The 26,264-nt window shown below is 64.0% G+C and carries 21 protein-coding genes and 1 pseudogene; 11 read left to right on the top strand and 11 right to left on the bottom strand.

Translation table 11 applies throughout. The annotated features are described in order from the left end of the window. On the bottom strand, positions 1-1,944 hold a 1,944-nt coding region (locus O7A61_RS19150; protein WP_337131135.1), incomplete at its 3' end, for a primosomal protein N'. Positions 1,945-2,035: 91 nt separating this feature from the next. Here O7A61_RS19150 and fsa point away from each other — a divergent pair. After that, positions 2,036-2,692, top strand: a complete 657-nt coding sequence (gene fsa / locus O7A61_RS19155; protein ID WP_337131136.1) for a fructose-6-phosphate aldolase — start codon at positions 2,036-2,038, stop codon at positions 2,690-2,692. A 79-nt stretch (positions 2,693-2,771) separates the two neighbouring features. Here fsa and O7A61_RS19160 read toward each other — a convergent pair whose 3' ends face one another. From O7A61_RS19160 to leuS, 4 genes are all read right to left on the bottom strand, one after another. Continuing rightward, on the bottom strand, positions 2,772-5,318 hold the full coding sequence (locus O7A61_RS19160; protein WP_337131137.1) for a DNA translocase FtsK: 2,547 nt from the start codon (positions 5,316-5,318) through the stop codon (positions 2,772-2,774). 64 nt (positions 5,319-5,382) lie between these two features. After that, positions 5,383-5,514: a hypothetical protein gene (locus tag O7A61_RS19165; protein ID WP_337131138.1), complete on the bottom strand. Its 132-nt coding sequence runs from the start codon at positions 5,512-5,514 to the stop codon at positions 5,383-5,385. A 59-nt stretch (positions 5,515-5,573) separates the two neighbouring features. Next, the gene (lptE, locus tag O7A61_RS19170; protein WP_337131139.1) at positions 5,574-6,152 is read right to left on the bottom strand and encodes an LPS assembly lipoprotein LptE; all 579 of its coding nucleotides are present in this window, start codon (positions 6,150-6,152) and stop codon (positions 5,574-5,576) included. Next, entirely contained in the window at positions 6,139-8,763 is a 2,625-nt protein-coding gene (gene leuS / locus O7A61_RS19175) for a leucine--tRNA ligase (protein ID WP_337131140.1), read from the bottom strand. Before leuS ends, lptE begins: the two co-directional genes overlap by 14 nt. Before the next feature lie 153 nt (positions 8,764-8,916). On the opposite strand from leuS, the gene O7A61_RS19180 reads away from it, so the two are divergent. Both O7A61_RS19180 and O7A61_RS19185 read left to right on the top strand, forming a co-directional pair. Then, positions 8,917-9,579 carry a YggS family pyridoxal phosphate-dependent enzyme gene (locus O7A61_RS19180; protein WP_337131141.1) on the top strand — a complete coding sequence of 221 codons (663 nt, stop codon included), beginning with the start codon at positions 8,917-8,919 and terminating at the stop codon, positions 9,577-9,579. A gap of 103 nt (positions 9,580-9,682) precedes the next feature. Beyond that, complete coding sequence (locus O7A61_RS19185) at positions 9,683-10,732, top strand: aldo/keto reductase (protein ID WP_337131142.1); 1,050 nt, start codon at positions 9,683-9,685, stop codon at positions 10,730-10,732. A 60-nt stretch (positions 10,733-10,792) separates the two neighbouring features. On the opposite strand, the gene O7A61_RS19190 is transcribed toward O7A61_RS19185, so the two are convergent. Further along, positions 10,793-11,698 (bottom strand): LysR family transcriptional regulator, encoded by a 906-nt coding sequence (locus O7A61_RS19190; protein WP_337131143.1) that lies wholly within the window; start codon positions 11,696-11,698, stop codon positions 10,793-10,795. A gap of 123 nt (positions 11,699-11,821) precedes the next feature. Between O7A61_RS19190 and O7A61_RS19195 the strand changes: the two genes are divergently transcribed. Together O7A61_RS19195 and O7A61_RS19200 are read left to right on the top strand one after the other, a co-directional pair. After that, positions 11,822-13,003 (top strand): MFS transporter, encoded by a 1,182-nt coding sequence (locus O7A61_RS19195; protein ID WP_337131144.1) that lies wholly within the window; start codon positions 11,822-11,824, stop codon positions 13,001-13,003. Positions 13,004-13,058: 55 nt separating this feature from the next. Beyond that, complete coding sequence (locus O7A61_RS19200; protein ID WP_337131145.1) at positions 13,059-14,093, top strand: aldo/keto reductase; 1,035 nt, start codon at positions 13,059-13,061, stop codon at positions 14,091-14,093. A 153-nt stretch (positions 14,094-14,246) separates the two neighbouring features. On the opposite strand, the gene O7A61_RS19205 is transcribed toward O7A61_RS19200, so the two are convergent. Beyond that, entirely contained in the window at positions 14,247-14,519 is a 273-nt protein-coding gene (locus O7A61_RS19205) for an usg protein (protein ID WP_337131146.1), read from the bottom strand. Positions 14,520-14,825: 306 nt separating this feature from the next. Here O7A61_RS19205 and acs point away from each other — a divergent pair, with 306 nt between their 5' ends. Then, a complete protein-coding gene (gene acs, locus O7A61_RS19210) occupies positions 14,826-16,781 on the top strand; it encodes an acetate--CoA ligase (RefSeq protein ID WP_337131147.1) in 1,956 nt (651 codons plus the stop codon). After that, on the top strand, positions 16,781-17,527 hold the full coding sequence (locus tag O7A61_RS19215) for an MOSC domain-containing protein (RefSeq protein ID WP_337131148.1): 747 nt from the start codon (positions 16,781-16,783) through the stop codon (positions 17,525-17,527). Before acs ends, O7A61_RS19215 begins: the two co-directional genes overlap by 1 nt. A gap of 15 nt (positions 17,528-17,542) precedes the next feature. Here the strand turns inward: O7A61_RS19215 and O7A61_RS19220 are convergent, their stop codons facing one another. From O7A61_RS19220 to O7A61_RS19230, 3 genes are all read right to left on the bottom strand, one after another. Then, positions 17,543-18,811, bottom strand: a complete 1,269-nt coding sequence (locus O7A61_RS19220) for a cyclopropane-fatty-acyl-phospholipid synthase family protein (protein ID WP_337131149.1) — start codon at positions 18,809-18,811, stop codon at positions 17,543-17,545. Between the two features lie 363 nt (positions 18,812-19,174). Then, positions 19,175-20,536 carry a pilus assembly protein gene (locus O7A61_RS19225; protein WP_337131150.1) on the bottom strand — a complete coding sequence of 454 codons (1,362 nt, stop codon included), beginning with the start codon at positions 20,534-20,536 and terminating at the stop codon, positions 19,175-19,177. A 360-nt stretch (positions 20,537-20,896) separates the two neighbouring features. Continuing rightward, complete coding sequence (locus tag O7A61_RS19230) at positions 20,897-21,766, bottom strand: transglutaminase-like domain-containing protein (RefSeq protein WP_027145144.1); 870 nt, start codon at positions 21,764-21,766, stop codon at positions 20,897-20,899. A gap of 170 nt (positions 21,767-21,936) precedes the next feature. Here O7A61_RS19230 and O7A61_RS19235 point away from each other — a divergent pair, with 170 nt between their 5' ends. After that, positions 21,937-22,602: an HAD-IA family hydrolase gene (locus O7A61_RS19235; protein WP_337131151.1), complete on the top strand. Its 666-nt coding sequence runs from the start codon at positions 21,937-21,939 to the stop codon at positions 22,600-22,602. 147 nt (positions 22,603-22,749) lie between these two features. On the opposite strand, the gene O7A61_RS19240 is transcribed toward O7A61_RS19235, so the two are convergent. Next, positions 22,750-22,971: a DUF1674 domain-containing protein gene (locus O7A61_RS19240; protein WP_337131152.1), complete on the bottom strand. Its 222-nt coding sequence runs from the start codon at positions 22,969-22,971 to the stop codon at positions 22,750-22,752. A gap of 105 nt (positions 22,972-23,076) precedes the next feature. On the opposite strand from O7A61_RS19240, the gene htpX reads away from it, so the two are divergent. The 3 genes and pseudogenes from htpX to O7A61_RS19255 all read left to right on the top strand — a co-directional run. Next, positions 23,077-24,096, top strand: coding sequence for a zinc metalloprotease HtpX (gene htpX / locus O7A61_RS19245; RefSeq protein ID WP_337131153.1), 1,020 nt, complete (start codon positions 23,077-23,079; stop codon positions 24,094-24,096). Beyond that, positions 24,093-25,484 (top strand): RsmB/NOP family class I SAM-dependent RNA methyltransferase, encoded by a 1,392-nt coding sequence (locus O7A61_RS19250; RefSeq protein WP_337131154.1) that lies wholly within the window; start codon positions 24,093-24,095, stop codon positions 25,482-25,484. Before htpX ends, O7A61_RS19250 begins: the two co-directional genes overlap by 4 nt. 140 nt (positions 25,485-25,624) lie before the next feature. Further along, positions 25,625-26,264: pseudogene (locus O7A61_RS19255) on the top strand (heparinase II/III family protein); the annotation flags it as partial.

The following is a 26,264-nucleotide window of genomic DNA, read 5'->3' on the forward strand; positions in this document are numbered from 1 at the left end:
CTCCGCCCGCGTCACCGCGCTGACGATGACGCCGGCCAGCCGGCCGAAGGGCGGCAAGGCAGCGCGCTCGCGCTCCGAAATCTCGCGCTGGTAGAAAGACTCGGCATCGCCTGAGACGATCGCCCGCATCACCGGATGGTCGGGCTGGAAGGTCTGCAGCAGGCCAAGGCTCTTCTTGCCGGTGCGGCCGGCACGGCCGGTCACCTGGCTGAGCAGCTGAAACGTGCGCTCGGCGGCCCGCGGATCGCCATTGGCAAGGCCGAGATCGGCGTCGACGACGCCGACCAGCGTCATGTTCGGGAAATTGTGGCCCTTGGCGACCAGTTGCGTGCCGATGACGATATCGGCCTCGCCATTGGCGATTGCCTCCAACTCCAGCCGCAACCGTCGTACACCGCCCCTGATGTCCGACGACAGCACGATGGTGCGCGCGTCCGGGAAATGCGTCACGACCTCCTCGGCGATGCGTTCGACCCCCGGCCCGCAAGCAACCAAATGGTCGAGTGTGCCGCATTCCGGGCAGGCTTCGGGACGGCGCTCGTTGTGACCGCAGTGATGACACACCAACTGGCCGCGAAAGCGGTGTTCGACCAGCCAGGCCGAGCACACCGGGCAGCCGAAGCGATGGCCGCAGACCCGGCACAGCGTCAGCGGCGCATAGCCGCGCCGGTTGAGGAACAGCAGCGACTGCTCCTTCTTCTCCAGCGTCCGGCGCATATGGTCGATCAGCACCGGCGACAGAAATCCGCCACGTGCGGGCGGTGCGCGGCGCATGTCGATCGACTTGAGATCGGGAAGTGCCGCCTCGGCGAAGCGGGCGGAAAGCACAGCCCTGGCATAACGGCCCTGGCTGGCATTGACCCGGCTCTCGACCGACGGCGTCGCCGATGCCAGGACCACGGGGAAGCCGCCTATGTGGCCGCGCACGACAGCCATGTCTCGCGCATTGTAGAAGACGCGGTCTTCCTGCTTGTAGGCGGGGTCGTGCTCTTCGTCGACCACGATCAGGCCAAGCTCCCGGAACGGCAGGAACAGCGCCGAGCGCGCGCCGGCGACGACGCGCACGCCGCCTTCCGCCACCTGCCGCCAGACCTTTTCACGCATTCGCGGCGGCAAATCCGAATGCCATTCGCCCGGCTTGGCGCCGAAACGTTGCTGGAAGCGTTCGAGAAAGGCATGCGTCAAGGCGATTTCCGGCAGCAGGATAAGCACCTGCTTGCCCTGCTCGAGCGCGGCCGCCACCGCCTCGAAATAAACCTCCGTCTTGCCAGAACCGGTGACGCCGTCGAGCAACGCGACATTGAACTCGCCGGCCGCGACATTGGCGCGCAGCATCGACGCGGCCTCGTTCTGGTCCGGCATCAGCTCCGGTACGGCATAGCTTGGGTCAGGCGCGGCCACCACCGGGCGCGGCGGGATCATCACCGTCTCGAACACGCCTTGCGCTTTCAGCCCCTCGATCACCGTCGACGATACGCCCGCGGCGTGCGCGAGCCCGGAGCGCGTCCAGGCCAGCCCGCCTTCGGCCGTCTCCAGCACGCGGGCCCTGGCATCGGTCATCCGGTCGGGCACGAGCAGGGTGCGCTGCAGCCCTTCGATCCAGGGTTCGGGATCAAAGGCCTCAGGCGCCCTGAGCAGCATGCGCGCCACCATGCCCGGCGGCGACAGCGTATACTGCGCCACCCAGTCGACGAAGCGACGCATGGCGCGGTCGATTGGCGGACAGTCGAAAACCTGCTCGATCGGACGCAATTTCCTGGCATCGACCTGCTCGACCGCGCCGTCCCAGACAATGCCGGCGACCTGGCGCGGCCCAAGTGGCACGCGCACGATCGAACCCGGCACCACGCGCATGCCGGCCGGCACGGCATAGGTATAGGGGCGTTCGGCCGGCATCGGCACCAGCACCGGCGCGGCCGCGACAAAGGGCGAATCTTCGATCATGAGGCGTGACCTTGCCCTGACTTTGGTCTAGATCAAAGAGCAAGGCTGAACGTGCCTTCCCAAGCACGACGAAATCGTCAGGAGACCCGCCATGAAATTTTTTGCCGACACCGCCGATATCAAAGAGATCAAGGAACTGAACGATCTGGGACTGCTCGATGGCGTCACCACCAATCCCTCGCTGATCCTGAAATCGGGCGGCAAGATCATCGAGGTCACCAAGCAGATCTGCGACATCGTCGAAGGCCCGGTCTCGGCCGAGGTCGTGGCGACCGAGTTCAAGCAGATGATGGCCGAGGCCGAGGTGCTGGCCAAGATCGCGCCCAATATCGCCATCAAGGTGCCGCTGACGCTGGACGGCTTGAAGGCCTGCAAGACGATCCGCACCGAGATGAACCGCATGGTCAACGTCACGCTGTGCTTCTCGGCCAACCAGGCGCTGCTCGCGGCCAAGGCCGGCGCGTCCTTCATCTCCCCCTTCGTCGGCCGCATCGACGACACCGGCTCGGACGGCATGGAGGTGATCCAGGAGATCCGTCAGATCTACGACAATTACGATTTCCAGACCGAGATCCTGACCGCTTCCGTGCGCACGGTGAACCACGTCAAGCAGGCGGCTCTCATCGGCGCCGACGTCATCACCGCGCCGCCGGCGACGCTGAAGGCGCTGGTCAACCATCCGCTGACCGACAAGGGTCTTGCCGCTTTCCTCGCCGACTGGGCCAAGACCGGCCAGAAGATCGGCTGAGCGGTCCCACACCAGATACGAAGAAAGGCCGGGCAACCGGCCTTTTTCATGCGCTGCGGATCAAGAGCTGACCGCCCGGTCAGTCCGTGCCGTCGTGGGGGGGCGTGGCCGCCGGCTGACGCTTGCCCGCCATGATCTCGCGCTTGCCGACATGGTTGGGTGCGCCGACCAGACCCTCCTTCTCCATCCGTTCGACCAGTGAAGCCGCGCGGTTGTAGCCGATGCCGAGGCGGCGCTGGATGTAGGACGTCGAACATTTCTTGTCGCGCAACACCACCTTGACCGCTTCGTCATAGCTGGAATCGCCATCCTCGGCGGCAACGGCTCCCTTGTCGAAGACCGGACCCTGGTCGCCCTCCTCTTCCTCTTCATCCTCGTCGGCCGTCACGGTCTCCAGATATTCGGGGCGCCCCTGCGCCTTCAGATGCGCCACGACATGCTCGACCTCGGCGTCGGAAACAAAGGGGCCGTGCACACGGGCAATGCGCCCGCCGCCCATCATGTGCAGCATGTCGCCCTGGCCGAGCAGCTGCTCGGCGCCCTGCTCGCCCAGGATGGTGCGGCTATCGATCTTGGAGGTGACCTGGAAGGAGATGCGGGTCGGGAAATTGGCCTTGATCGTGCCGGTGATGACATCGACCGAAGGCCGCTGCGTTGCCATGATCAGGTGGATGCCGGCGGCGCGCGCCATCTGAGCCAGGCGCTGGATGGCGCCTTCGATCTCCTTGCCGGCAACCATCATGAGGTCGGCCATCTCGTCGACGATGACGACGATGTAGGGCATCGGCGCGAGATCGATTTCCTGCTGTTCGAACAGCGGCTCGCCGGTGCCCTTCTCGAAGCCGGCCTGCACGGTCATGACGACCGTCTCGCCCTTGTCGCGGGCCTGGGCGGCGCGCTCATTGTAGCCGTCGATGTTGCGCACGCCGAGCCGCGCCATCTTGCGATAGCGATCCTCCATCTCGCGCACCGCCCATTTGAGCGCGGTAACGGCCTTCTTGGGATCCGTGACGACGGGGGTCAGAAGGTGCGGGATACCGTCATAGACGGAGAGCTCAAGCATTTTCGGGTCGACCATGATCAGCCGGCATTCTTCCGGCTTCAACCGGTAGAGCAGCGACAGGATCATGGTGTTGATGGCGACCGACTTGCCGGAGCCGGTGGTGCCGGCGACGAGCAGGTGCGGCATTTTCGCCAGCTCGGCAATGACAGGTTCGCCGCCGATCGTCTTGCCAAGGCAAAGCGCCAGCTTGCAGCTGGTCTTGCGGAAGCCCTGCGATTCGATCAGTTCGCGGAAATAGACGGTCTCGCGGGTCTCGTTCGGCAGCTCGATACCGATGACATTGCGGCCGGGCACGACGGCGACGCGCGCCGAGACCGCCGACATGGAGCGGGCGATATCGTCGGCGAGGCCAATGACGCGCGACGACTTGACACCCGGCGCCGGCTCGAACTCGTAGAGGGTAACGACCGGGCCAGGGCGAACGTGGATGATCTCGCCGCGAACGCCGAAATCCTCCAGCACGCTTTCCAGGAGATCGGCATTCTGCTCGAGCCGCTCCTGCGACATGTAGAAGCCCTGCCCTTCCGGCGGCTGCTGCAGCAGTTCCTCCGAGGGGAGCTCGTAGCTTTCGACCGTCACCGGCCGCGCAACCTTGCCAGCCATGGGCAGCGACGGCCCGCGCACGGTGGCAACGGTTTCCTCCACGCGCTGCACAAGTGGGGCGGCGCTGCTTGCGGCAGATGCAACCACTGCCGTCGTCCGACCCTGCCGGACAGCCCTGCCCGCCGGAACGGGCGGCTCGACCAAGGCCTTGTTGGAGTTGGCCGGAAAGACGTCCGGCAGCGCGGACGAGGCCTGGCCCGGAAGGCATTCGATGACACGGAACAAGGCGGTGACATCGGCCACGGCGGACGCGGAGATGTCGGCCCGCGCCGCGGCGACCGGCGCAGCCGCGACCGGTACACGCGAAACCGGGCTGACCGAGCGGGGCGGCGACGTCACGTCAACCAGAAGCGGAGCCAAGCCCTCGAAGAAGGCGTGATCCGAAAGATAGGGCCGCCGAGGTTTTTCAGCGGTGGCTGTTTTGACCGGCGCGCCATTCACGACAACGGGCGCCGGGCGCGTGGCCGCTCGTGCCGTTGCGGGCATCTTCAGAGCCGCCGGCTGAACACCTTGCGACGTCTCGCCGCCGCGCGTCGGCTGAGCGGACTCCGCCGGTGACGGTCCGCGATGTATGACGGCGCCAGGCCCGACCTGCTCTGTAGGGAGTGCCTGCGGGCCGCACTGCGCGGCAACCTCGTCATGCGGCTGGCGATGCTTGGGCTCATAATCCGGCGTGCGTGTAAAACGCACATTGGGCGCAAGGAAAAAATACTCTTGCCAGGCAGGGCTTTCGGTGTCGCCCTGTGGGAAAGCATTGTCCGCCGCGGGTTTCCCATTCGGCCCGACGGAGGGTCCGCGGTCGTCGCCGGGATCGGCTACCCGCCCGGAATGGCCCGCATGCAAAGCACCGGGCTGGCGGACATCCACCTTGCCGCGCGGGCCGCCGGAGCGCTCCCTTTCGGGGTCATCGGGCGAAGCTGCGTGCAACGAATTGACCCGAGAAAAACGCCTGGCTTCCATGCTCAAGACTCACTGTGGAACGTCTGCTGAGCAATAGGGAGCGAGTGGTTAACAGTTGCTTCCGTCAGTGCTGTTGGAGCGAGCGAAAAATATCTTTCGCGGCGATGCCGAACGATACGAATTCGAGCGCTGGATCGTATTCGACGATCATCCACATATGCGGGCCGAGCATGTGCAAGCGCCGGCCCTTGGCCACCGGGAAACGGCCGGGGGCACCAGGATCGAGAGGACGTGTTTCGTGAACGAAGAGTGGCGCTAGCTGGCTGCCTTGCCGTGTCGGGCCAGATCCTGCGCGATGGACAGTTGCAGGGCTTCGGCCAGTTCGCGCGCGGCACGGTTCTCCGCGTCGATCTGCGCCCGGTACGAGGCAAATTCCTGACGCGGCCTGTCGAAGGACGAGGTGATCGCCCGCCTGCCGACCGCGATCACCGCGCCGGTTTTCGCATCGGTCAGCGTGTAGCCGGCGGTCAGCGTCACCGAACCGGCGGTCGGCTCGTCTTGATCGGTTCCAACCTGGACGAGTGCCGAGGATTCAACGGCTTCGGTCACGCCGAGATCGAGTGAATAAAGCGCCGAAGCCGGTTCGCCGGCGCCGCGCCCGAACCCGAAGATCAGATTGTTGCGCACCTGCTGGGCATAACGCGTCCGGACCGGCTTGACGGCGATCGACGCCAGCTCGGCATTGGCTGTGGAGCCGGTCGACAACGGCGCGCTCGAATAGAGCGGCTGCACCTGACAGGCCGAGACGAGCGCAAGCGAGCCGACAAGACCGGCAAGCGCGATGCGGCGCAGCAAACGGCTCAACTCTGTCTTTTCCCGATCAGGCAACGACATTGACGATCCTCTGCGGCACGATGATCACCTTGCGCGGAGCCTTGCCTTCAAGTGCCTTCTGCACGAAGTCGAGAGCCAAGACCGCTTTTTCGACCGCACCTTGGTCCGCGTCGCGGGCAATTGTCAAATCCCCCCGCTTCTTGCCGTTGACCTGTACCGGATAGGTGACTTCATTGTCGACGACCAGCGCCGGATCGAAGACCGGCCACGGCCGTTCGGCCACCAGATCGCTGCCGCCCAGCGTCTCCCAGCACTCTTCGGCAAGGTGCGGCATGACAGGCGCGATCAGGTGCACCATGATCTCGACGGCCTCGCGGCAGGCGTTTTTCAGCGCCGGATCGGCCTTGCCTTCCGCCACCTCGTTGAGCGGGGTGGTCAGCGCGTTGGCCAGTTCATAGATGCGGGCGATGGCACGGTTGAAGGCGAGCTTCTCGATGTCTTCGCCGACCGCCTTCAGGATCTTGTGCGCGGCCTTGGAAACCGCTCCGGCCTCGCCGTCATTGACCGCCTTGGGTGTGACCCCTGCCAGCGTCTCGGCCGCCGTCGACACCAGGCGCCAGATGCGCTGCATGAAGCGATGTGCGCCGGCGGCACCGTCGTCGGTCCACTCGACATCGCGTTCGGGCGGTGAATCCGACAGCATGAACCAGCGCGCCGTGTCGGCGCCGTAGCCATCGGTGATGTCTTCTGGGCTCACCGTGTTCTTTTTCGACTTCGACATCTTCTCGAGCGGGCCGATGGTGACCGCCTCGCCCGTGGCGATGTCGATGGCGCGGCGCTTGCCGTCGACTTCCTCCAGCCGCACTTCGGTCGGCGCCAGCCAGCGGCCATTCGATGCCGAGCCGACACGGTAGGTTTCGTGCACCACCATGCCTTGCGTGAACAGGCCCTTGAACGGCTCGGCCAGGTCGACATGGCCGGTCTCGCGCATGGCGCGGGTGAAGAAGCGCGAATAGAGCAGATGCAGGATCGCATGCTCGATGCCGCCAATATACTGATCGACCGCCAGCCACTCGTTCGCTGCCTTGGGATCGGTCGGCTCATGCGCCCAGGGCGCCGTGAAGCGGGCGAAGTACCAGGACGAATCGACGAACGTGTCCATGGTGTCGGTTTCGCGCCGCGCGTCCTTGCCGCATTGCGGGCACTTCACATGCCGCCATGTCGGGTGACGGTCGAGCGGATTGCCCGGCCGGTCGAAATCGACGTCGTCCGGCAGCTTGACCGGTAGGTCGGCCTTCGGCACCGGCACCACGCCGCAATCCTCGCAATGGATCATCGGGATCGGGCAGCCCCAGTAGCGCTGGCGCGAAATGCCCCAGTCGCGCAGGCGGAAATTCACCTTGCGCTCGGCCATCGGCCGGTTGCCGATCGTCTTCTGTTCCAGCCGGTTCGCGACCTCGTCGAAAGCCCGGTCCGGCTTCATGCCGTCGAGGAAGCGCGAATTGATCATCGCGCCATCGTCGACATAGGCCTCGTCGATGATCTGGAAAGCCGACGGGTTCTCGCCGTCCGGCATCACCACCGGCACCACTGGCAAGCCGTATTTGTTGGCGAAGTCGAGGTCGCGCTGGTCATGCGCCGGGCAGCCGAAGATGGCGCCGGTGCCGTATTCCATCAGCACGAAATTGGCGACATAGACCGGCAGCGTCCAGGTATTGTCGAAGGGATGGACGACGCGGATACCGGTGTCGAAGCCCTTCTTCTCGGCCGTCTCGAGCGCCGCCACCGAAGTGCCCATATGGCGCACTTCGTCGATGAACTTCGCCAGCGCCGGATTGGTCGCCGCGGCCTTCTTGGCCAGCGGGTGATCGGCGGCGATCGCCATGAACGAGGCGCCGAAAATGGTGTCGGGCCGCGTCGTGTAGACCTCCAGCTCATGCTCGCCGGCAATTTCCGAGGCCAGCGGCCAGCGGATCAGCAAGCCTTCCGAACGGCCGATCCAGTTCTGCTGCATCAGCTTCACTTTTTCGGGCCATCCGTCGAGGCCGTCGAGCGAATCCAGCAAGTCCTGGGCAAAGTCGGTGATCTTGAAGAACCATTGCGTCAGCTCGCGCTGTTCGACCAGCGCGCCGGAGCGCCAGCCGCGCCCATCGATGACCTGCTCGTTGGCGAGCACCGTCATGTCCTCCGGGTCCCAGTTGACCTTGGAGGATTTGCGCGTCACCAGCCCCTTCGCGACGAAGTCGAGGAACAGCATCTGCTGGCGGTGGTAATAATCAACGTCGCAGGTGGCGAATTCGCGCGCCCAGTCCAGCGACAGGCCCATCACCTTGAGCTGCTCGCGCATGGTGGCGATGTTCTGGTAAGTCCACTCCTTGGGAGGGACCTTGTTCTGCATCGCCGCGTTCTCGGCCGGCATGCCGAAGGCGTCCCAGCCCATCGGATGCAGCACGTTGAAGCCCTTGGCCCGCTTGTAGCGCGCCACCACGTCGCCCATCGTATAATTGCGGGTATGGCCGATATGGATGCGCCCCGACGGATAGGGGAACATCTCCAGCACGTAGTATTTTGGGCGCGGATCGTCATTGTGCGCTTCGAAAAGCTTCTTTTCGGCCCAGACCTTCTGCCATTTGGGTTCTGACGCGCGCGGATTGTATCGTTCGGTTGCCATGGGACGTTTTTCACTTAAAAGCATGCGAACTGCGGGCAAGAGCCCGGCAGTTCACGAAATGTGGTCCGGGTGTTCACCATGGTTTGGCAAACCCGTCAACCATATGGGCGTCGCGGCTGACAAAAACGCGAGTCAAAACAGCGGGATTTGCATATGGGCGACACCGTTCAGCAGTTTTTCGCGGTCAAGGCGAAGATCGCCGCCGCCGAGCAGGAGGCCGGCCGTGAAGCCGGCGCGGTGACGCTGGTGGCGGTCTCCAAGACCTTCGACGCCGTCGATATCCAGCCGGTGATCGAGGCCAGCCAACGCGTCTTCGGCGAAAACCGCGTCCAGGAAGCACAAGGCAAATGGCCAGCGCTGAAGAAGGCTTTCCCCGATATCGAACTACACCTGATCGGCCCGCTGCAGTCGAACAAGGCGAGGGAGGCGGTGGCGCTGTTCGACGTCATCGAGACCATCGACCGCGACAAGATCGCCGCCGAGCTCGCCAAGGAAATTGCCAGGCAAGGCCGTGCGCCAAAGCTCTATGTCCAGGTGAATACCGGTTCCGAACCGCAGAAAGCCGGCATCGAACCGCGCGAGGCGGTCGCCTTCGTCAAGCGCTGCCGGGAAGTTCATGGCCTCGCCATCGAAGGCCTTATGTGTATTCCGCCGGCGGACGAGAATCCCGGCCCGCATTTCGCACTGCTGGAAAAAATGGCGAGAGAGGCCGGCGCCGCCAAACTGTCGATGGGCATGTCCGGCGACTACGAGACCGCGATCGCCTTCGGCGCCACCAGCGTCCGCGTGGGTTCGGCGATCTTCGGCAACCGGTAGGCGCTTAGGCCAGCCCGGCTAGTTCATTGCCCCAGCGGCTTGAAACGAAACGTACCGTTCCTATTTGTCCGGATGTCACCACACATCCTCCTGGAGCATCACGATGCGTTATAATCAGCTTGGAAATACCGGGCTTTTCGTCTCCGAACTTTGCCTCGGCACCATGACCTTCGGCGCCGCCGGCCAGAACGCCCAATGGGGCCTGATCGCCAGCCTCGACCAGAAGGGCGTCAACGAAATCGTTGGCCGCTCGATCGCCGCCGGCGTCAACTTCTTCGACACGGCCGACGTCTATTCCGTCGGCGAGTCCGAACGCCTTCTCGGCCAGTCGCTTAGGGATCTCCGTGTTGCCAGGTCGAACGTGGTCATCGCCACCAAGGTCCATGCCGCCATGGGCGACGGGCCGAACCAGCGCGGCTGCTCACGCGGCCACATCATGGATTCGGTCGATGCCAGCCTCGAACGGCTGCAGCTCGATCACATCGATCTCTATCAGTTGCACGGCACCGACGCGGTGACGCCGATCGACGAGACGCTGCGGGCACTCGATGATCTCGTCACTAGTGGCAAGGTCCGCTATGTCGGCGTGTCCAACTGGCAGGCCTGGCGCATCGCCAAGGCGCTCGGCATCGCCGACCGCAAGGGTTTTGCCCGTTTCGAGACCATCCAGTCCTATTATTCGATCGCCGGCCGCGACCTCGAGCGCGAGATCGTGCCGCTGATCAACGAGGAGAAGCTCGGCCTGATGGTATGGTCGCCGATGGCCGGCGGGCTGCTGTCCGGCAAATATGGCCCCGGCGCGCCGGGCAATGGCGAGGGCCGCCGCGCGTCCTTCAACTTCCCGCCGGTCAACGAGGACCGCGCCTGGGCAGCGGTCGCCGTCATGCGCGAGGTCGCCAAGAAACATGATGTCAGCGTCGCCACCGTGGCGCTCGGCTATGTCCTGGCCAAGCCTTTCGTGATGAGTGTGATCATCGGCGCCAGCCGCATGGAGCAGCTCGAGCAGAACCTCGCCGCCACCAGCCTCAAGCTCGATGCCGACGATCTGGCCAGGCTGGACGAGGTGAGCGCCTTGCCGGCCGAATATCCCGGCTGGATGGTCGAACGCCAGGGCGCCGGCCGTCGTCCGGCGCCTTTCGTCCCGAAGGCATAGCCCTACCCCTGGCAAGCCAGCCGTTTCGACGCCGCGTGTCCCATGGACGCGCGGCTTCGATTACAGCCGCACGGTCTCGGCGAGAAAGTCGAGAAAGGCCCGCACCCGTGCAGGCAGGTGTTTGCCCTGGCCGACATAGACGGCATGCGTCGGCTCTTCGTCGCCGGGATTGAAGTCTTCCAGCAGCGGCACCAGCCGGCCGGCGGCAATGTCGGGCTCGACATGCCAGCGCGCCAGCCGCGCAATGCCCGCTCCTGATAGGGCGGATAACCGCATCGCCTCGCCGTCGCTCACCGTGGCAGTGCCTGCGATCGGGACCATGACCGGTGCGCCGGCCGCGTCGATGAACGGCCAGCCGTCGATGTATCGGACGAAACCGAAAGCAAGCATGTTGTGACGGCCGAGATCGCCGGGCGTCAGCGGCGTGCCGCGCGCTTCGAGATAGGCAGGCGCGGCAACCACCACCATCCGGCTCTGGCCGAGCTTGCGCGCCACCAGCCGTGACTCGCGAAGCGGCCCGGCGCGGATCGCGACATCGGCGCGCTCTTCCAACAGGTCGATCACGCTGTCGGTCAGCACAGCCTCGACGAAAATCTCCGAATACCGTTCCAGAAAGCGCGGCAGCAGTGCCATTAGCCGGTGTTGGCCAAACGGCACATAGGCATTGACCCTCAGCCGCCCGCGCGGCGCCGCACCCGCCGCCGCTTCCCGCTCGGCGGCATCGAGGTCAGCCAGGACGCGCAGGCCGCTGTCGTAGAAGGCCGTCCCTTCCGGTGTGAGCTGGAGCTTGCGCGTCGAGCGGCTGACAAGCCGCGCGCCAAGCCGTGTTTCGAGCCGCGCTATCAGCTTGCTCACCGCCGACGGTGTCATGCGCAGCCGCCGCGCCGCGGCCGAGAAGCTCCCCGCTTCGACGACGCGTACGAAGACTTCGATCTCGCCGGAGCGGTTGATATCGGGCCTGGCCATCTGTGAATCTATTTCACAGGAAATATGCCTTGGGCAAGTCTGGTTCACAATATGGCGGATGACGATCTTCCGGGCCGGGGGCGCGGACTGGGCGTCCTTTGCTGACAGATGGGACCGACCGCCATGCCTCTTGCTCTCTATGCCCTCGCTGCCGGTGCCTTTGGCATCGGTGTCACCGAATTCGTCATCATGGGCCTGCTCATAGATGTCAGTAAGGATCTTGGTGTGTCGATCTCGGCCGCCGGCCAATTGATCTCGGGTTACGCGCTCGGTGTCGTCATCGGCGCACCCCTGTTGACCATCGCTACAGGCAACTGGCCGCGCAAAACCGTGCTGCTGGCGCTGATGGCGATCTTCACGATTGGCAACCTCGCCTGTGCGCTGGCGCCAGATTACTGGACGCTGATGGGTGCCCGTATCATCACCGCCTTTGCCCATGGCACTTTCTTCGGCGTTGGCTCGGTGGTCGCCACCGGTCTGGTCGCGCCCAACAGGAAGGCTTCGGCGATCGCGCTGATGTTCACTGGGCTCACCATCGCCAACATCCTCGGCGTGCCCTTCGGCACCTGGCTCGGCCAGGCCTTCGGCTGGCGCGCGACCTTCTGGGCGGTGACCGCGGTAGGCCTCACGGCCTTCGCCGTCATCCTGGCCCTGGTGCCGCGCGGCCACGCAGCGCTCGAGAAGAGCGATTTGCGCGCCGATCTCGCCGTGCTGCGCCGCACGGCCGTCCTGTTCGGCCTCGCCACGACGGTGCTCGGCTATGCCGGCGTCTTCGCCGTCTTCACCTACGTCGCCCCGTTGCTCACCGAGATCAGCGGCTTCAGGGAAGCGGCCGTGTCGCCGATCCTGCTCGTGTTCGGCGGTGGCCTCATCGCCGGCAATCTCGCCGGCGGCAAGATCGCCGATCGCTGGCTGGTGCCGGCGGTGCTCGGCAGCCTCGTGGTGCTGGCGCTGGTGCTTGCCACGATGAGCTTCGCCATCCACAGCCAGGTCATGGCCGTGATCTATGTCGGCCTGCTCGGCGCGGCCGCCTTCGCCACCGTGGCGCCGCTGCAGATGTGGGTGCTGGAGAAAGCGGAAGGCGCCGGCCAAAGCCTGGCCTCATCGTTCAACATCGCCGCCTTCAATCTCGGCAATGCGGCCGGCGCCTGGCTTGGTGGCACGGTCATCGCCCATGGCCTTGGGCTGGGTTCGCTCACCTGGGTCGCCGCCCTGCTGCCGCTGGCGGCACTCGCCGTGGCCGGACTGGCGCTTCGCCTCGATCGTGGCACCACGTCAGGCGCGCCTGCCACCGTCCGGTCGTGACATCAGCCGACACCCGAATCGCCTCACCTCTTCACAAACCACCAGGAGCAAGAAAATGGACTATCGACGTCTCGGCGCATCGGGCCTGAATGTGCCGGCGCTCTCATTCGGCGCCGGAACTTTTGGCGGTTCCGGCCCGCTTTTCGGTGCCTGGGGCAACAGCGACGCCAGCGAAGCGCGGCGCCTCATCGACATCTGCCTCGAGGCCGGCGTCAATTTGTTCGACACCGCCGACGTCTATTCGAACGGCGCCTCGGAGGAGGTGCTCGGCGAAGCGATAAAGGGCCGCCGCGACGCGGTGCTGATCTCGACCAAGACCGCACTGCCGATGGGCGACGGGCCGGCCGACTTTGGCTCATCGCGCTCGCGGCTGATCAAATCGGTCGACGCCGCGCTGAAGCGCCTCGGCACCGACTACATCGACCTGCTGCAGCTGCACGCCTTCGATGCCTGGACGCCGATCGAGGAAGTTCTGTCGACGCTGGACGGCCTCGTTCGCTCCGGCAAGCTGCGCTATGTCGGCGTCTCCAACTTCTCCGGCTGGCAAGTGATGAAGTCGCTCGGCCTGGCGCAGATGCACGGCTACCCACGCTATGTCGCGCATCAGGTCTACTATTCGCTGCTCGGCCGCGACTATGAATGGGAGTTGATGCCGCTCGGCCTCGACCAGGGCCTCGGCGCGCTGGTGTGGAGCCCGCTCGGCTGGGGTCGCCTGACCGGTAAGATCCGCCGCGGCCAGCCCTTGCCGGAAAAGAGCCGGCTGCACGAGACCGCGAGCTTCGGCCCGCCGGTCGGGGACGAGCATCTCTATCGGGTCATGGATGCGCTCGACGCGGTGGCCGAGGAAACCGGCAAGACGGTTCCGCAGATCGCGATCAACTGGCTGCTGCGGCGCCCGACCGTCTCCTCCGTCATTATAGGCGCCCGCAACGAGGAGCAACTGCGCCAGAACCTCGGCGCCGTCGGCTGGACGCTAACGCCGGAGCAGATGAAAAAGCTCGACGCAGCAAGCGAAGTCACCGCACCCTACCCCTATTTCCCCTATCGGCGTCAGGAAGGCTTTGCCCGGCTGAACCCGCCGGCGGTTTGATCGCCGGCTCAGGGTGCATCGAGATTCAGGTCAGGCCGAGTCGAGAATGACGGCTTCCGAGAACCGGAGCGGAGCGTACTGAAGTCCGTGAGCACCGGAAGCGCAGGAAGCCGCCATTCGCGGGCCGGCCTCACCTGAATATCGACGCCACCCTCAGTGCAGCACGAACTCGCCATCCACCTTGCGCCATTCGTTCGGCGCGATCAGCTTCTGGTGCGTGTAGCTGACCGAATGCAGGGGCCCGTCGAGCTTGGCCTTCCAGAATTCGATGAACCTGATCAGCACTGGAAACTTCGGAGCGATGTCGTAGTCCTGCCAGACGAAGCTCTGCAGGAGATGCGGGTGGTCGGGAAAATGATAAAGAATCTTGGCCGTGGTCAGGCCGTAGCCTTTGAGCATCAGGTCCATTTCAAGATGGTCGCGCATTGCGGTCCCCAAGGTTGATTCTCCTGTCCTCCCAAGCACCAATTGTGCGCGCCGTTACTTAACTGTCTATTGATTTTTCTTGATCGCAGAACGAACTTTTCCCACAAAAACATGCAGTTAGCAGCGAACCGCGTGGAGTGCTGACAGCCCCGGAAAGCGCCCCTGCGGCATCCCGCCACGCGAATCCAACGTCTAATGTTGCCGTCGCGGCGGAACTGGTAATAATGCCGCCGAATTCGCGGCTGCGTGGCCGCGATCCCGCGGGCGTTTCAAGCCCGCGGATTGGTTCGGGAGGAAAGCCAAGAAATGTCCGAGGTTCATGTCCATCGCGTCCAGCCGGCGTGGAAGAAGAACGCGCTGATCGACAATGACACTTACCTCAAATGGTATGCCGACAGCGTGAAGAACCCGGACAAGTTCTGGGGCAAGCACGGCAAGCGGATCGACTGGTTCAAGCCCTTCTCCAAGGTCAAGAACACCTCCTTCGACGGCAAGGTCTCGATCAAGTGGTTCGAGGATGGCCAGACCAACGTCTCGTATAATTGCATCGACCGCCACCTGAAGAAGCGCGGCGACCAGACCGCCATCATCTGGGAAGGCGACAACCCCTACGACGACAGGAAGGTCACCTACAACGAGCTTTACGAGCATGTCTGCCGGCTTGCCAATGTGATGAAGAAGCACGGCGTCAAGAAAGGCGACCGCGTCACCATCTACATGCCGATGATCCCGGAGGCGGCTTACGCGATGCTGGCCTGCACGCGTATCGGCGCCATTCATTCGGTCGTCTTCGGCGGCTTTTCGCCGGATGCCTTGGCTGGCCGCATCGTCGACTGCGAATCGACCTTCGTCATCACATCGGATGAGGGTCTGCGTGGAGGAAAACCCATTCCTCTGAAGGAGAACACCGACAAGGCGATCGACGTTGCCGCCAAGCACAATGTCAAGGTCAAGACCGTCGTGGTCGTGCGCCGCACGGGCGGCAAGATCGGCTGGGCGCCGGGGCGCGATGTCTGGTATCACGACGAAGTCGCGACGGTGAAGCCTGAGTGCAAGCCGGAGAAGATGAAGGCCGAGGATCCGCTGTTCATCCTCTACACGTCGGGCTCGACCGGCAAGCCGAAAGGCGTGCTGCACACCACCGGCGGCTATCTCGTCTATGTGTCGATGACGCACCAATACGTTTTCGACTGTCATGACGGCGACATCTACTGGTGCACCGCCGATGTCGGCTGGGTGACCGGCCACAGCTACATCGTCTATGGACCGCTCGCCAACGGCGCCACCACGCTGATGTTCGAGGGGGTGCCGAACTACCCCTCGCAGTCGCGCTTCTGGGAAGTCATCGACAAGCACAAGGTCAACATCTTTTACACCGCCCCGACAGCGCTGCGCGCGCTGATGGGCGCCGGCGACGCGCATGTCACCAAGACGTCGCGAAAATCGCTGCGCGTGCTGGGCTCGGTCGGCGAGCCGATCAACCCGGAAGCCTGGGAGTGGTATTTCAACGTCGTCGGCGACGGCAAGGTGCCGATCGTCGACACATGGTGGCAGACCGAGACCGGCGGCATCCTGATCACGCCGCTGCCGGGCGCTACCGACCTCAAGGCAGGCTCGGCGACACGGCCCTTCTTCGGCGTCCAGCCGCAACTGGTCGACAGCGCGGGCAAGGTGGTGGACGGTGCGGCCGACGGCAACCTGTGCATCACCGATTCCTGGCCGGGCCAGATGCGCACCGTCTATGGCGATCACGACCGTTTCGTGCAGACCTATTTCTCCGCCTACAAGGGAAAATATTTCACGGGTGACGGCTGCCGCCGCGATGCGGACGGCTACTACTGGATCACCGGCCGCGTCGACGACGTCATCAACGTCTCCGGCCATCGCATGGGCACGGCCGAGGTCGAATCGGCTCTGGTCAGCCATGACAAGGTTTCCGAGGCCGCCGTGGTCGGCTATCCCCATGACATCAAGGGCCAGGGCATCTATTGCTATGTCACGCTGATGGCCGGCGAGCAGCCGAGCGAGGATCTGCGCAAGGAACTCGTCGCCCATGTCCGCAAGGAGATCGGCGCCATCGCCACGCCCGACAAGATCCAGTTCGCGCCCGGCCTGCCCAAGACGCGTTCGGGCAAGATCATGCGCCGCATCCTGCGCAAGATCGCCGAGGACGATTTTTCCGCACTCGGCGACACCTCGACGCTTGCCGATCCGTCCGTGGTCGACGACCTCATCGCCAACCGGCAGAACAAGAAGGGCTGATGCGGGAAGGCGCGGCAGTGGGCACCGTCACCCAGTTGTGGCGTTATCCGGCGAGTTCGCTCGCCGGCGAGCGCCAAGGCGCCATCCTGGTCGGCACCGACAGCATCGAGGGCGACCGTATGTTCGGCCTCGTCGATATCTCGGACAATGAAATCGCCCGGCCCGATCGTGACCCCAAATGGCACAAGGTGCCGCGCATCCGGACCCGGCTAAGCCGCGGCGGCGAATTGGAAATCGCCATCCCCGATGGCGACTGGCTCGCCGCACCCAGCGCCGAATGCGACCGCGCCGTGTCGGCCTATCTCGGCTTCGGCGCCTCGATCCGGCCGTTCCGCAGGGAGAATGCGGCAGGCTATGCCGGTCCGCTGACCGCGGAACGCTACCGCAAGGCGCCGATCCATCTCCTGACCACGGCATCGCTGGCGCGGCTGAAGGCACTGCATCCGAAAGGGGCCACCGATCCGCGCCGCTTCCGCCCCAACATCGTCGTCGACATCGCTCCGGTCGAGGGCTCGTTTCCCGAAACCGAATGGATCGGCCGCAAGCTCGCCATCGGCGACCTGGTCTTGACCATCTCCGAGCCATGCCGCCGCTGCGGCTTCACCATCATCGCCCAGGACGGTTTCGACAATGATCCAGGGATCCTGCGCAATCTGGTCCGCCACAACGCCCACAATCTCGGCGTCTATTGCACCGTCGACCAGCCTGGCCGTGTCGAGATCGGTGCGCCGATGCGGTTTGTCTGACCTGCCGACCCAAGCCTATCGATAAAGGTCCGCCCGCGTCGGTGGCAGGCCGCTCGGGCCTCGCGCGCGTTTGGTGGCGACGGTCTGGAATATCTGCGCCGAGGCGCGTTCGAAGGTGATGGAGCAGCCGCTCAGGTAAAGCAGCCACAGCCGCGCCTTGGCTTCGCCGACCTCGGCGATTGCCTCGCCGAACCGCGCCTGCAGACGCTCGGCCCACAGCCTGCAGGTGCGGGCATAGTGCTCGCGCAAATTCTCGACATCGTAGACGAGGAAGCCGTGCGCTTCGAGATTACCTAGCGTCATGCCGACCGTATCGAGCTCGCCGCCCGGGAAGATGTATTTGATCAGCGCCTTGTATTCCGGCCCCTTGCGCAGGGTCTTCTTGATGTCGCCCTTGCTGCGCCTTGTGATGGCGTGATGCAGATAGATGCCGCCCGGTTTCAGTAGCCGGTGGACAGCGGAGAAGTAGGCCGCATGGTTTGCCAGGCCCAGATGCTCGAACATACCGATGGACGATATCTTGTCGAAGGTGCCGGTGAGCTCTGCGTAGGACTTTATCTCGATGGTGATCTTGTCCTCCAGACCCTCGGCGCGAATGCGCTCGCGGGCTAGTGAGGTCTGGGCTTGCGACAGCGAGACGCCGTGTCCGACGACACCATAATTTTTCGCGGCGTGGATCAGCATCGCGCCCCAGCCGCAGCCGATGTCGAGCAATCTTTCACCGGGTTTCAGCCGAAGCTTGCGGCAGATATGGTCGAGCTTGTCGACCTGCGCCTCGTCGATGCCGTTTGCGAAATCCTGGAAATACCCGCAGCTATAGACCATGCGCTCGTCGAGAAACAGCCCGTAGAAGGCATTCGAGATATCATAGTGATGCTGGATCGCCTCCTTGCTGGAGCCGCTGACGAACGGGTTGCGACCAGCGAGATCAACCCGCGACGCCATCTGCTTTCTCGAAAACAGCACCGCCGGCAAGTCACGCAGAAGCGCCCGTTTCGGCAATGTCTTCAGCTTCGACCGCAGCTTGCCCGTCGAAGGCAGGGCGTAGAAATCGAACAGCGATCCATCCTCGATGTCGACTGCCTTGGAAATCCACATCTCGATAAGGGTCGACAGGGACGGTCGGCGAACGATCTGCCAGACAATATCGTGGTCGTTGATGACGAGCACGGGGCCGGTGGCGGGGCCGATCCGCTCGCCGGTCCACAGCCTGACCGCGAAGGCGAGCTTCACCGCCTCGACTACCGTTCGAACGATGCGCGCAGCTCTTTCGGTGGCGTCCATACCCTTCCCCGCTGTCGATGGCTCAATCTTGTCCGTTCGGGACCTGGATCGCAAGCCAAAGCATACGGCGCCATCTTCCGGCAAGGATGCCTTTTTCAGCATGGCACTTGTCATTTGCTGCAACGCACCCCATCATGAGGATGTGTTCAACAAATCGAAAGGAGGTGATCCGATGTCGAGTGATTTCGTTTTCCAGAACGTGGCCTCAGCGGATTGCACTTTCGGGAAGCAGTCTTCCCGTTAAGGCGCGAGATGCGCGGCGGGTGACGTGAACGTCACCGCCATTGAGCCGCGCCATGGACGGAAACACGGAAGGCCGCCGGCTTCGAAAGAAGCGGCGGCCTTTTCCGTTTGGGATGGGTCCTACTTCGTCAAAGCAAGGGTTTCGATGTTGCGGGCGATTGTCTGAAACGCCGAATCCAGTTCGGCGCCATCGGCGGCCTGGTAGAAGTGCTTGACCGACCCGGTATCGGGGCTGGCACAGTTCTGGAGCGTCGAAGCGGCATTCATCTCATCGAGTTTGAAGCCGATCGTGAAGATCTCTATGCCTTTGTCGCGCATGGCGGCGCAGAGTTTTGTCGCGGCCGTGCGGGTCGTTTCCTTGCCGGCATCGTTATAGACTCCGCCAACGCTGGTCGCGTCGAAATAGGACAGGTTGAATTCGCCGTCTGTCATAAGGATCGCGTACTTGCCAACTTTCTTGGGATCGAATTTGGCTGGCCGCTGGGAGGCATTGAGCACGCCGCCCCAGCTTTCCGACAGCATATACCAGGTCCATTGAACGCCGATGTGGCCGGCGGTACCCCCCGAGGCGCCGAGATTCTTGATGACATTCTTGAGCGTGGCGACGTCAGCCGTCAAAGGGACGAGTGCGGCGGCCGGGCAAGCCGCAGTGTTTGTGTTGGCGGCAAAGCTCGACAACAGATAGTCGCGGTTGACCATGCTGGAGCCAGGACCCGCGTCCGAATATTGATCGGTCCCCTTGCGTTCGGTGGCGCAATTGTCCGGGCGCGGGGATGCCGAAGCAGGTTGAGCGCTCGCATTGCCGGGCGCCTGCTTGCGCTGACTGGCATTGGCTTCCACATAGACGCTGCTGGCCGCAAGTTGGCCGGTATTGACCGAATTGGCGTAGGGCACGATGGAGAGGCGAACGCGCGGCTTGTTCGGGTCCTGAGTGCCCAGGAAGCTGTCCACCGCATTGGCGGCGGCGGTCCTCAGGTCCTTGATTTTCTGACCGGCCATCGATCCGGTTACATCGAGCATCATCGCCACTTCGATGGTCTTGTCCGAATAAAGCGATGTTGTCGAAGCAGTGACCCGCCTCGCATCGTCCGTGCCGAAAATCGGGAAGAACAGGGCAACATCGACGTGGGCGTCCACCTGGACCGTTTTTGAGATCTTGTCGACGATCAGCCGGTCAAGAATGACTTGGCCGGCCTGCAGAATTCCGGCGGTAGCGTTGGCGTCGAGAAAGGCCTGCACGGATTTGTTTGCGTCGGCCTCCTTGATGACGCCGGTGGTCAGGTCACGTGCCGTCGATGTCACCGCCGCGTCGATGACGCCCTGCAGGCTCGATTTGGCATTGTAGAGCTGGGTGACATTGACCGAGAAGCCCGCGACCAGCGCCAAGACCGAGGCAGCAAAGCCGAACAGGACCGCGAAATTTCCACCGCGATCTCTGGCGAACCCGCCGACCGCGTGAACAAGACCCCCGTAATTCCGCATCCAACAGCCTCCGCTTGCCTCGGCCTCGTCGCCGCGGACAGGGCAATGCAGGATTCCAGCCGGATGACGCCACCTCTGGCCGCAACACTTTCGACCAGACATCAAACCGTTGTTTTTGTTTGCTTTCGACCTTTGTGAAGGTGAATGACTGGTAAACGAAAAACCACGATCGTCGCCGCGTTTACCAGGCGCTTACCATGTCGAGACGAGGCAATCGCCGAAGCGTGGCGGCGTCCTGTTGCGGCACAGGCCTTCTGTGCCGAAGCGGACCAACTGTCCCAGGGTTGCGAGGCATGTCGAGGCACAAACTACCCAACGTGTTGATATTCAGGTCAGGCCGGCCTCACCTGAATAATATAGCTAGGCCAGCACCTGCGCGCTGACTGTCCTGTCGATACCGTGGTGGGGTGGATTGAACAGCCTGCCTTCCTGTTCGTAGGTCCATACCTTGAACAAGGTGAGCCGGTGCGGGCCGAAACTGTGCAGCAAGGGAACGTCGGTGGCGTCGCGGCCGCGCGCGATGACGACGCGACCGATCCTGGGCTGGTTGTGGCGCGGATCGAACGTGTACCACTTGCCGTCGAGGAACGCTTCCATCCAGGCTGAGAAATCCATCGGCGCCGGATCGGCCGGCACGCCGATGTCGCCGAGATAGCCGTTCACGTAGCGCGCCGGAATGTTCATGCAACGGCAAAGCGTGATCGCCAGATGGGCGAAGTCGCGGCACACTCCGACGCGTTCCTCGTGCGCCTGCGCGGCGGTGCGGGTCGAACGCGCATAGCCATAGCCGAAGGACAGGCGGTTGTGGACATAGTCGACAATCGCCTGCACCCGCGCCCAACCGGACGGAAGATGGCCGAAAAGCTGCCAGGCGAGATTGCTCAGATGATCTGTCTCGCAATAGCGGCTGCCCAGGAGATAGAAGAGCACCTCGTCGGGTAACTCGGCGACCGGCATTTCCCGGGCCAGCGTGTTGACCTCGTCCGTCTCGCCACTGTCCTCGACAACCGCGTCGTAGAGGATGCGAAAGCCGCCGGCAGGCGCGGTAAAACGGCGGCAGGCGTTGCCATGCAGGTCGTGATAGAGCCTGGTCGGCACCGATGGCGAGATGAGCACACGTGTCTGCCGCTTAATGTCGGCCCGCCTGTCCTTGTGGATTTCGAGCAGAGAAATCACCGGGGTTGCCTCGGCGCATTCAATCGCGATCTCGTAGCCGAGGCGTATCAGCATGGGCGTCGTCCCTGGTTCGCGTGATGGGAATTGTACGATTTCAAACGTTGCAAGGTGACGGTGGTTCCCTGGATCGCGACCAAAAGCGCTCTCGCGCCTTTTCATGTCGGCACCTTGGCGTTACGGTTGCGTCCTCCCTCGACACCCTCCCCCGGACTTCAAGGAAAATCATGTTTGCTGGCAAAAAATTCGCCGCCTTCCTCTTCGATATGGACGGCACGCTCATCAATTCCATCGCCTCGGCGGAGCGGGTCTGGGGCGACTGGGCTCTGCGCCACGGCCTCGACGTCGCGGCCTTCCTGCCGACAATTCATGGCGTGCGCGCGATCGAGACCATCACCGCCCTTGCACTCCCGGGTGTCGACCCGAGACACGAAGCCGATTTACTGCTGAAGGCCGAGGCCGACGATCTCGAGGGCATCCTCCAGATCTCCGGTGCCGTGGCGTTTCTCAACACGCTGCCGCCGGAGCGCTGGGCGATCGTAACCTCAGCGCCACGCTCGTTGGCGCTTGCACGCATGAAGGTCGCCGGCATTCCTGTCCCTGGGGTCCTCGTCGCGGCGGAGGATGTTTCCCGCGGCAAGCCGGCGCCCGACTGCTTCCAGCTCGGCGCAAGACGGCTTGGCTTCGACGCGCGTGACTGCCTAGTGTTCGAGGATGCCCCGGCTGGCATCGCGGCGGCGGAGGCGGCGGGAGCGTCGGTCATGGTGATCAACGCCACGCACCAGCATCCCCTGGCAACACAGCATGCCGCGATCGCCGGTTACGATGAAATCGACATCACCGTCGACGAACGCGGCTGGGTTGCGCTCGAGCCCCAGCGCAACGCAGCTTAGCGTGCAGCGCGGCCCGGAGTGTGCCGAGATTCAGGTCAGGCCGAGTCGAAAACGGAAGCTGCCGAGAACCGGAGCGGAGCGTACTGAGCTACGTGAGCAACGGAAGCGCAGGCAGCTTCCGTTTGCAGGCCGGTCTCACCTGAATATCTAGAAGTCGCTGGTCAGGCCTTTGACCTCCCAGTCGCCATAGCGGCCGGGTTCCTTGCCGCCGCGGCCGCCGATTTCCCGGGGCAGTGCTGCTTCCTTGCGGCGGTAGTGTTGCCGCCTTGCCTCAGCTTCCTGCAGCGCGCGGCGGGCGGCGGGCGTCAGCTCTTTTGGCGGCTCGCCGTCATCCGTGCCGGCTGGCGTTTTACTGGTTTCATCGTTCATGCGATATCTCGAGCGGATTGAAACAGGAACAGGCGTTTCCCATCATATAGCGATGACGTCACGAGGATCGACCCTTTTTCACCACCATCCGGACAGGAGCAGACGATGAACACCATCCGCACCGCCATGCTTCTCGCCGCCATGACTGCGCTGTTCATGGGCGTCGGCTTCCTGATCGGCGGTTCGGGCGGCATGATGATCGCCTTGCTGGTTGCTGCCGGCACCAATTTGTTCAGCTACTGGAACGCCGACAAGATGGTGCTGTCGATGAACCGCGCCGTCGAGGTCGACGAGAAGAACGCGCCGGAATATTACGCCATCGTCCAGGCACTGGCCAAACAGGCCGGGCTGCCGATGCCGAAAACCTATCTGATCGACAATCCGCAGCCGAATGCCTTTGCCACCGGCCGCAATCCGCAGAACGCGGCTGTCGCCGCCTCCACCGGCCTGCTGCAGCGGCTGACCCATGAAGAGGTCGCCGCCGTGATGGCGCATGAGCTCGCCCACGTCCAGCACCGCGACACGCTGACCATGACCATCGTCGCCACCTTTGCCGGTGCCATCTCGATGCTCGGCAATTTCGCCTTTTTCCTTGGCGGCAACCGCGACAACAACCCCTTCGGCTTTGTCGGCGTGCTGGCGGCGATGATCGTCGCGCCCTTCGCGGCCATGATCGTGCAGATGGCGGTCAGCCGCACCCGCGAATATGAGGCCGACCGGCGCGGCGCCGAAATCTGTGGACACCCGCTATGGCTGGCCTCCGCGCTTGACAAGATCGCCCGCGGGGCCGAACGCATTCCCAACCCCGATGCCGAGCGCAATCCCGCGATGGCGCATCTCTTCATCATCAACCCCCTGCATGGCGAACGCATGGACAGTCTGTTCTCCACCCATCCGAGCACCGACAACCGCATCGCCGCCCTGCAGGCAATGGCGCGGCAGATGGGCGATGGCGCTCCGCGAACCGCGCAGCGCCAGGCACCGACGCCATCGCAAATGGACGGGCCGCAAGCGGCTGGACCGTGGGGCAAGCCCGCCGAACCGGAACAGCCGACCGAACCGGCCAGCCCGAAATCCAATCCGTGGGGTCGCAACCGGACCGGGCCCAAGGGCCGGTGGTCGTGAGCGTGGCGGGCAGAGCACCTCGACGCACGGTTTCAGGCGATCAGGAACACAATGCCGGCGGCGAGTTCGTTGCCGGTCTCGCCGCGCGCAAGGCGGCCGCGCGGCTGCTGGCCGCAGTCATCGACGCACGCACGCCGCTAGACGGCCTGACCGATCACGAGAACGGCCACCCGCAATACCGGGCACTCGATTTGCGCGACCGTGGCCTGGTGCGCGCCATACTGGTAAGCGCGCTGCGCTACCGCATGACAATATCGGGACTGCTGGCGCGGCGCCTGGAAAAGCCGCTGCCGCCCAACGCGACCGCCTTGTCGCACATACTGCATGTGGCGGCAGCGCAGATCCTGTTCCTCGACATCCCCGACAGCGCCGCCGTCGACCTTGCCGTGACCCACGCCAAATCCGACCCCCGCACGCAGCGCTTTTCCGGCCTGGTCAACGGCGTGCTGCGCACGCTGGCGCGAGCCAAGGAAGTCGAGCTTCCGGCCGCGCTTGCCGCCACAGACGAAGCGCCAAAATGGTTTTCCGACCGGCTGAAGGCCGCCTATGGCACCGAGAAGGCCCGGCAGATCCTGGCTGCCCATCGCCACGAGGCGCCGGTCGATTTCTCGGTCAAGGCCGATGCCGAACTCTGGGCCGAAAAGCTCGGCGGCATTGTCCTGCCCACGGGAACGGTTCGGGTGGAGAAGCTAGCCTGCGCCGTCACGGAATTGCCGGGCTTCGCGGAAGGGGCATGGTGGGTCCAGGATGCGGCGGCCAGCCTTCCCGCCCGGCTGTTCGGCGATGTCACCGGCCTGCGCGTCGCCGACCTTTGTGCAGCGCCCGGCGGCAAGACCGCGCAGCTCATTCTCGCTGGCGCCAGGGTCACAGCGATAGACACCTCGAAGAACCGCTTGGCGCGGCTGGCGCAGAATCTCGACCGCCTCCGCCTCTCCGCCGACATCGTCCAGGCCGATCTGCTCAAATATGAGCCCAGCGAATTGTTCGACGCCGTGCTGCTCGATGCGCCGTGTTCCTCGACGGGCACGGTGCGGCGGCATCCGGACGTGCCGTGGACCAAGACGGCGGCGGACGTCGAAAAACTCGCCGACCTGCAACGCAGGCTGCTCGCCCGCGCCGTTACACTGGTCAGGCCCGGCGGCCGGATCGTCTTTTCCAATTGTTCGCTCGACCCGCTCGAAGGCGAAGAACTGCATCGTTCCTTTCTCAAGGACACGGCTGCGGTCATTGACGATCCGCTGCGGCAAGGCGAGATCGCCGGCATCGATTCGTTCCTGACGCCGCAAGGCATACTGCGCACCACGCCCGCCGATCTTGACCTCGGCGCGCCGGAGCGCTCCGGTCTGGACGGCTTCTTCGCCGCGCGCATGCGTCGAACCTTGGCCTAAGCACTGGGATTTGCAGATTTTTTTAGGAAGGAACCGGTCCAAAAGCAGGGGACCCGCCGCCGTCCTATGGAATTCGCCTTCGCATAAGTTCTTGAATCATATAAGCTTGTGCTTGGGGTAGAGGACGATCAGGAGGGGTTTTGGCACTGGCTGCCAGCAACACGACGCGTCTGTGGACGCTGGTCGCGAAGGAGTTCTGGCGCAAGACGCGCCGGCGCCTGCGTGCCAGCCCGGTCTACCGCTGGCGCTATTCCGGCCGCACGCCCGAACGTGTCCTGATCGCGCCGCCGGACCTGCGCCTCGCCGACCCCCAGATCGCACTCGAGATCTATTACGGCCGCTATCCCCTGTCTGGCCATCTGGTCGAGACCGGCGGCAAATCCCCTTTCCAGATCAATGTCCCCAATCACGGGTGGCAAAAGACGCTGCATGGCTTCCGCTGGCTGCGCCACATGCGTGCCGCCGGCACGGAGCTCGCGGCGGCAAACGCCCGCGCGCTCGTCTCCGACTGGATCGCCATGCATGGCAACCATATTTCGGGCATTGCCTGGGAGCCAGGCACGACGGCCAAACGCATCATCGCATGGCTGCAGCATTCCTCCGTCGTGCTGCAGGGCGCCGAGTTCCCCTTTTACCGCGCGTTCCTGAAATCGCTGGCCATGCAGATCCGCTATCTCAGGTCGATGGCGCGCGAAATGCCCGACGGCAAGGACCGGCTGCGCGCCCGCATCGCGCTGGCCTTCGCGGCACTGTCCCTGCCGGCGCCGGCCTCCGCGCTGC

It is taken from the genome of Mesorhizobium sp. Cs1321R2N1 (genome assembly GCF_037179725.1).
GTDB lineage: Bacteria > Pseudomonadota > Alphaproteobacteria > Rhizobiales > Rhizobiaceae > Mesorhizobium > Mesorhizobium salmacidum.